Below are 5,361 nucleotides of genomic sequence, written 5' to 3' on the forward strand. Positions count from 1 at the left end.
CCAACGACATCATGGCTGATGATCAGCAGATTATTCATCCGTGCCAGCTCCAGTTCCCTTCGCAGAACACCATGCCGTACCGTTGACTCAGACCATCACTATGGATGACCAGAGGATACATGCGGTCGTGAACATCGAATTCGTACAACTGGGTGGAATCGGTAGCCGATGCACTGACCAGGTAGCGTCCACCAAGGAAGGGCAGGCGCGGAATGTGATAGTCGATGATACCGGCCCCTTCGATAAACGGGATATGGTATTTATCAAAACCGGTATTTGGCCCGGTCAACCACGGCCCGCTTTCGTGGTTAATCCCTACACCGAAGACCGGGCGCTCGATCCGGTGATGAGCAAGATAGTGAATGCGAATGGTGAGCGGTTCGTGGGTTCGGAAGGTAATGCGCTCATGCCCCTGTGCATCGAGGAGTTGCACGCACGTGATCTCGACTTCACGGCTGCCACGACGCATGCGCGATTCGCGAATCTGATCGTCATCTTCACTATGCAAACGCTCCTCAAACTCAGCTCGTTCGCGCTCGTTCACATCGGCCAGATAGGCATCAACCACCTTACCAGCTTCACCATACGCCTTCATTTCACCATGGTCGAGCCAGACGGCGACATCACAGAGCGAACGCACAACGTCAAGCGCATGTGAGACGAAGACGATGGTCTTACCGGCCCGCCGGAAGCCATAGATGCGATCAATACATTTGCGCTGAAAGGTCTCGTCACCGACGGCCAGTACTTCATCAGTAATCAGGATGTCGGGATCAACGGCGGTTGCGACGGCAAATGCCAGCCGGGTATACATTCCCGACGAATAGTGTTTGACTTCGGTATCGAGGAACGGTCCAATTTCGGAAAATTCGATAATTTCTGGCAATTTACGCAGCATCTCTTTGCGGCTGAAGCCCATCAGTGATCCGTAGAGAAAGACGTTCTCGCGACCGCTGAGTTCGGGATGAAAGCCACTGCCCAGCTCGAGTAGGGCCGCAATGCGGCCCTGGGTCGTCACTCGACCACTGGTCGGTTCAAGCACACGGGTCATCAATTTGAGAATGGTACTCTTGCCGGCACCATTGTGCCCGACGAGACCAATGCTCTGTCCTTCTTCAACGGCAAAGCTCACATCACGCACGGCCCAGAAAGCCTCTGCCGGGGGTAGTCCCCGGATCAGGCCCATAAAACGCTCTTGAATGGTCGAGGCGTTCTGGCGACGGACAAACTGCCGTGAGACCTTGTCAAACTCAATCACGACACTCATAGTTCTTCACCAAAATGGCGGCTGGTGCGCTGGAACACCCAGTAGCCAAACGCGAGGATGATCAGCCCGGTCAGAGCGACCCGCAACATTGCACTGAGTGCGGGCACACCCGGTGTTGGGATGAGCCCAACCGGCACCGGGTTGCCGTAAATGATCTCGCGGTAGAACTCGATGATCGAGGCGAGTGGGTTAAACCAGCGGATTAGACGGGCAGCCAGCCCTTCACTGATTGTGCTTAGTGGATAAATGATCGGGGTGAGGAAGAACCAGATGTTGATCACAATACCGATCAGATGCACAACATCACGGAAGAAGACGGCACCCGCACCAAGCAGAAGCGCCAGACCGGCCAGAAAGATAGTCTGAAGTGCCATAATAACCGGCAGGTAGACAATACTCCAGCTCAGGTTGAGGCGGCCCAGGGTGGCGAGTTGTACAACAATGATCACCAGTGCCATCATCGGCAGCGAGAGGATGAAATTGAGCAGACTCGATCCAACCGCCACCAGGGGCAATACCTCTCGCGGGAAGTAGACTTTCTTCACCAGCGCAGCATTGTCGATGATACTGCGGGTACCGCTCAATACCGCTTCTGCCGTGTAGTTCCAGGGCAACAACCCGACAATAATGAAGACCGGAAACATCGCCAACCCGTTAGGGAGGAGAAAGCTGAAGACGATGACGTAGACCAGCATCATCCCCAGCGGTGCAAGCTGTGTCCAGAGGTAGCCGAGAGCACTGCCCTTATAGCGGGCACGGAGATCGCGCAGGATCAGGTTACGGATCAGCTCGCGGTATTGCCACAACTCCTGCAATTTCGGGAGTACGCCGGCACTACGGTCGAGCGCAATCCCCCCCAGGCCAAGGGCTGTACCAAACAGGATTGCCAGCGCAGTCAGCGGTATCTCATAACGTGGTTCTGGCGCAGCAGGCAGTGCCGCCGGAATGCGGAATGCAGCGCTCTCCTGGTCGGCGTTGAAGCGAGCACCCGCTTCCCGAATCATATAGGTAATCGCTGCTTCAATGCTACGTAGCTGGGCAATAGTGCGATCACGAGCCGCCAGCTCAGCGGCAGCGGCTGGATTCGTTGCGGCACAGTCGCGCAACGTTGCCTCACGAACGGCAGTATCGGTTAGACCAGCGCTGGCACAGAGTGCATCGAGGGTCGCATTACGGGTATTGATCGCAAATCGCCACAGATCGTAACGTGACTCAAGCGCCCGCGCAACATCACTGATCTCTTCACCGGAGAGATCGCTCAGGGTTCGTGGCGTGCTAAACGGCTCTATTGGTCGCGAGAGCGGCAATGCCTCAAGACGCAGAATATCGCGCAGTAGCAGCGCAAAACGGTCATGGTCAGGAGGAGGTGTCCCATTGAGTGCCTGCCAGAGCTGCCAGCCGAGCATGTTGCGTAAAATTTCCCGCCCACCAGCCGCTCGAATCTGGCGTACCAGTTCAGCAGCACCGGCATCGGCCAGGAGCTTCGCCTCGGTGGCGTTATCGGCAACTCCGCGCACCAGAACTTCACCCGGTTGCTGTAAGAGATATTCAACGCGAAAATTAGGTAGGCCGAAGCGTACATCGGCCCGCGCTAATGCCGAGAGGCGTAAAGCTTCCGTCGCATCGGCAATCGCAATATCCATCCCGGTCAGGTTTGGCCCAACCGGCTGATAGATCGGGCCATAGCGTACCATGTCGAAGCGAACTACCGCATTGGCATAATAAATAATCGGTCGAGTGAGGATTGGCGGAAGGGCAATACTCAGCGCGCCTGCAATGCACAATATCAGCCACAACCACTGGTACAACCGTAGCGCTCCACGTTGCCTCGTCAGCAGATCGCCGATGGCACGCCAGCCCGTCGCCCGGTTTAGCGGCTGCTTGATCGTGTTGGCCACAATGTCACCTCTACTGTCTGACCGGCAGCCAGATCGATGCGGAGCCATCCACTGGATTGCCACTGTTGCCGTGGTACGATGTCGTTGTTAATCGCGACATCAGCCGTATCAGGCGGCAGTTCGATCATCATTCCCGCAAGATGATAGGGTGATGTATTCTGCACCTGATAGCGATGTGCCGTGCTTCGACCCCGATCAGTACTGGTGGTTGGTTCGGTCAGCGTTGTTATATTGAGTGTCATACGAGCAATTTGCCAGCCGGCAATCTCGCCAAACGGCGCGACCCAGACATCGCCACGCCCGACAGTATAAGATACCACATCTTCCCAGGCAGCCTGTTGCACGGCACTGGTTACCTCTTCGGTATGCGACCAGATATCGATCATGCCGCCGGCGGCTATCGCCTGTTCAATCTGCTCGACAGCCAGCTTTGCCCGTGCCGGTGTCAGGTAAAAATCGGGGCAGGCGATGATCCGTCCCTCACGACCAGGGAGCCAGCGACAGTGCGGGTCGCGCACCAGACCGCGTTCATCAAGGGGAAAGAGATTATAGGGGCCATAGTCACTCAGCCGTGTGACCGCACGAATGCCAGCCTGTTCGAGGACATCCCAGTTTGCGTCGCTCATACCGGCACTACTGCTCCACGGGAACGCCAGCGCACGGGCCATATTAACACTACGCTCAGCAGCGACACTATTCCATGCTTCAATATCGGCCCGCCAGGTAGCTGCATCAGCATATCCGCCGTACAAATGGCTAAAGGTATGGCTTTGGATTTCGTGACCGGCAGCCCGCAACGGATCAATTTGATCGCCAAAGTACCAGGCCGGATCGGTAGCAACCGTTCCATACGGGTCATCAGCAAACCAGGGGCGGCTCGTCCAGCGATCACTTCGCCAGCCATTGGCCGCCGAAGCCCAGGTGAAGACCGGATCGTTCATGAAGTGTCGCTGCTCGCGATTCCCCATTAAGAAGTTATAACCGGTCGCGAAATAGGTTGCTCGCACATTATAGCGTGCAAACATGCTCATGCTGGTCTCGACACCGGTACGCATACGCATCCCACGCTGAATAGGGTCTTCGTCGGCCAGTGGATCATCAACCGAGCGTGAGTGGATCAATCCCCCCATTGCGGTTTCCCAATCGAAGGTGAACGCGACTGCGGCGCGGTACCCTTCGGGCCATGGCGCAATGGTCAACGGCGGCGCGAAATCTGCGTTCTGCGCGGGCGGCAGCGTATGCCCACCGCGTTGCAGGCGCGGCATATCGAGATAGATACGGTCGTCGGAAGACGGTTCAATGCGTACCCGCAGTATACGTGCCGTCTGTGGGGCGCGAGCATAGCCGGCAATCGTTGTCCAGGCAGCCGGCGGACGATCCGGCGTCCATAAAACAACTGGTTGCCAGGGGGTGACGGATCGTTCACGCACCACACCCTGATCGTCATACCACTCGAAAACGAGGCGAGCACGGGTCGGCGAACGCAGCAATGAGTCGGTCAGGGTTGCAACAGTGAAACAATAGGCCGTGCCAGGTTGCACCCCAATCGGGGGCGTTAGAGCATAATTGGCGATACCGATCAATTGCAACGCCCGCCCATCACCATCAAGATCGAAGCCCTGGCCATCAACTGCCGGGCCACGTACTTCAACCCCACCGGCGCCACGGCCCCACCCTTGAGGCAGGCCAGCAACATCGCCAGGTGTGGTAAACCTGGCATTGGGCAACAGGTTTGGATCGACAAAAGGAGGTGCAGCGCAACGTTCAAGTCGCTGACTGATAAAGAGGAAAACCCCGACAGCGCCAATAATAAACGATACGATGATAGCGCTTAACGCAAACTGACGTGAAATCATGGGTTGCTTGTCATAGTACACCAAATGTCGTGCAGACCAGGCTGCGGCTGCATTGTACCATAGATGTTTTTACTTACCGTTGTCGGGTCTTGTCCTGACATTGCGAGCGTTATTTGCTAAAGTGAGATCGTGAGAAAGAGCAGTTCATGTTCTCCACTATGCAAAGAGGAGTATTGAGTGTATGCCAGCAACAACTGAGGTAGCGATCACTGATCAGCAGGTGGTTATTGATGGGTTTCGATTACGTGTGTTAACAGCCGGTCAGGGGCCAGCCGTACTCTTGCTGCACGGCTTCGTCGTGAGTGCTGACGATTGGATTCCGACAATTCGCCTGTTAGCG

Annotated in this window: 3 protein-coding genes; all 3 read right to left on the bottom strand. The window is 56.2% G+C overall.

Translation table 11 applies throughout. From position 1 onward, the window contains the following. Window positions 1-34: 34 nt before the first annotated feature. Genes VAE57_RS06585 through VAE57_RS06595 form a run of 3 tightly spaced genes read right to left on the bottom strand, consistent with a single transcriptional unit; the run spans window position 35 to window position 5,021 of the window. Entirely contained in the window at window positions 35-1,267 is a 1,233-nt protein-coding gene (locus VAE57_RS06585) for an ABC transporter ATP-binding protein (protein WP_322821090.1), read from the bottom strand. Next, a complete protein-coding gene (locus VAE57_RS06590) occupies window positions 1,264-3,165 on the bottom strand; it encodes an ABC transporter permease (protein ID WP_322821091.1) in 1,902 nt (633 codons plus the stop codon). Before VAE57_RS06590 ends, VAE57_RS06585 begins: the two co-directional genes overlap by 4 nt. Next, complete coding sequence (locus VAE57_RS06595) at window positions 3,138-5,021, bottom strand: polysaccharide deacetylase family protein (protein ID WP_322821092.1); 1,884 nt, start codon at window positions 5,019-5,021, stop codon at window positions 3,138-3,140. Before VAE57_RS06595 ends, VAE57_RS06590 begins: the two co-directional genes overlap by 28 nt. Between the last annotated feature and the right edge of the window lie 340 nt (window positions 5,022-5,361).

The organism is Chloroflexus sp., from assembly GCF_034434295.1.
GTDB lineage: Bacteria > Chloroflexota > Chloroflexia > Chloroflexales > Chloroflexaceae > Chloroflexus.

Excerpts from the sequence above, each read along its gene's own strand:
- VAE57_RS06585 (WP_322821090.1), bottom strand. The coding sequence starts at position 1,267 with ATGAGTGTCGTGATTGAGTTTGACAAGGTCTCACGGCAGTTTGTCCGT.
- VAE57_RS06595 (WP_322821092.1), bottom strand. The coding sequence starts at position 5,021 with ATGATTTCACGTCAGTTTGCGTTAAGCGCTATCATCGTATCGTTTATT.